Here is a 2,021-nt window from a genome sequence, read left to right as displayed (position 1 = left end):
GTTGTTTTCGTTATTCATCATTTAATTATTGACGGTATCAGCTGGAGTATTCTAATTGATGATTTGACTTACATTATAAACCAGATTAAAGATAATGGTGAAATTAATCTTTCAAGACCATATCCTTATAAAAATTGGGTCGCGGATGTTAAATCGTTAGTTGAAGATATTTCCGATGTGGAAAAACAGCATTGGACCGCAATTAATAATCTGTTAGATGATTCTCTTATTAGGGGTGAATCTAAAAGATTTAATTTTAATGTCGATGCGAGATTTGATGTGGATAATTTGTTGATGGTAACTGAAGAGGAGTATTTGGCTTTATGTATTGCCCGCGCATATAAAAAGACTTATAACCAGACAGTTATTTTTAATCGTGAGTCTTATGGGCGTGATGAAATTTTAGCTGATGTGAGTGGAACTGTTGGTTGGTTTACTAGTCAATTCCCTGTTTCTGTCGATACAAATAATAATTATGATGTTGTTTCATTGATGGGTGATGTTTATAGTATTAAAGAAGCATTTAAAGGCGTTGATTATTTAGGTTTGAATTATGAATCTTTAATTTATACTACTAATGAATTGGAATATAAACATTGTCCAGTTACTTTTAATTTCTTAAGCGGCGAGTTTTCATTTGAAAATGAATTATTTAAATCTATTAATCTGGAATTATTTAAATGGGGCGAATTTGAATTAGATGATTCGGACCATGTTTCATTTGGTATTAGTCTTAATGTTTCTCGTGTTGATAATCATTATTTTATTAACGGGGAGTATGCTAATGGTACTTATTTGGGAGATAAATTTAGTGAATTTATTGAAAATATAAAATATGAATTGGAATATATTGGAGATTATGATTCAAATGTTGTTTCTTGTTGTCTGTCTGAATCCCAATTAGGTATTTATCTAGATGAAAAGGTTAATGAGATGGGTACAGCATATTCTACACCAGGAATACTTGAATGTCCTAAAGATAGCTCTGTTGGTGAGATTGAAAATGCAATTCATCGATTAATTGATAAGCACCCTGTTTTAATGAGTCGTGTTGTTGAGGGTGATGTGCCTTTACTTGTTTGTGACAGTTATCCATCAATCGAAAAAATAATGTCTGATGATTATTCTGAATTAATTAAACCGTTTAATTTGAATGAATCTTTAGCTAGTTTCTATATTATAAAAAATGATGATGGTCAGTTTATATTTTACGACATGCATCATATTATTAATGATGCTACTAGCCGTACTATCATCAATAAGGAATTAGTTTTGGCTTTAGAAGGCAAATTGGATGATGATGTCGATTTAGGTTTTGTTTATGCTAGTCGGGATTCATTTAATTCCCAATTTGAAAGTATCTATGATGAAGCATATGAATTCTATAGGAATAATCTTTCCGATATTGATGAAACCAGTAATTTATTGGAGGATATTGGTGGTGTTGATAATGCTATTCGACTTCCTATTCATGATATTCGTGAGAATGTTGAGATTTTTTGCCGTAATCATGGAATTACAGTAAGCAATTTCTTCAATGCTGTTTTCGCATATACTTATTCTCGGTTCACTGGCATGAATAAGGTTTATTATAATTTTACTGAGAATGGTCGTCATGAAGATTATACTCAAGATGCTTTAGGCATGTTTGTTCGTACTATCCCAATTATTGTTGATTGTGAAAAAACATCTGTTATCGAGTATCTGTCGGATGTTTCTGATTTGATTTTGGATTCCATGAAATATAGTGTTTATCCGTTCCGTTTACTTGCACATGAATTTGATTTAAATAATGATGTGTCCTTTGAGTATAATTCGGATTTGAATGATGTTTCCGGTGTTGGTAAGGAATTAATTATTGATGATGTAGGTACTGATTTGGTTTCCGACTTTTTATGTGTGGTTAATAATTTGGATGATGGTTATCTTGTTAATGTAGAATCATGCAGCAAATATTCAAATGATACAATTATCCGCTTTTTAAATGCATTTAATGAAATTTTAAGAGGATTATTAGAATA

1 protein-coding gene is annotated in these 2,021 nt (G+C 30.9%); it reads left to right on the top strand.

All coding sequences use genetic code 11. The features are described 5' to 3' along the window. Positions 1-2,021, top strand: a 2,021-nt coding sequence (locus ACKI5C_RS02105; protein ID WP_407431554.1) for a condensation domain-containing protein, incomplete at both ends; no start/stop codon positions are given.

Origin of the sequence: Methanobrevibacter sp., from assembly GCF_045646045.1 — an archaeon.
GTDB lineage: Archaea > Methanobacteriota > Methanobacteria > Methanobacteriales > Methanobacteriaceae > Methanocatella.
Note: the sequence above shows the minus strand (reverse complement) of the source record. Positions and strands in the feature narration are given on the sequence as shown.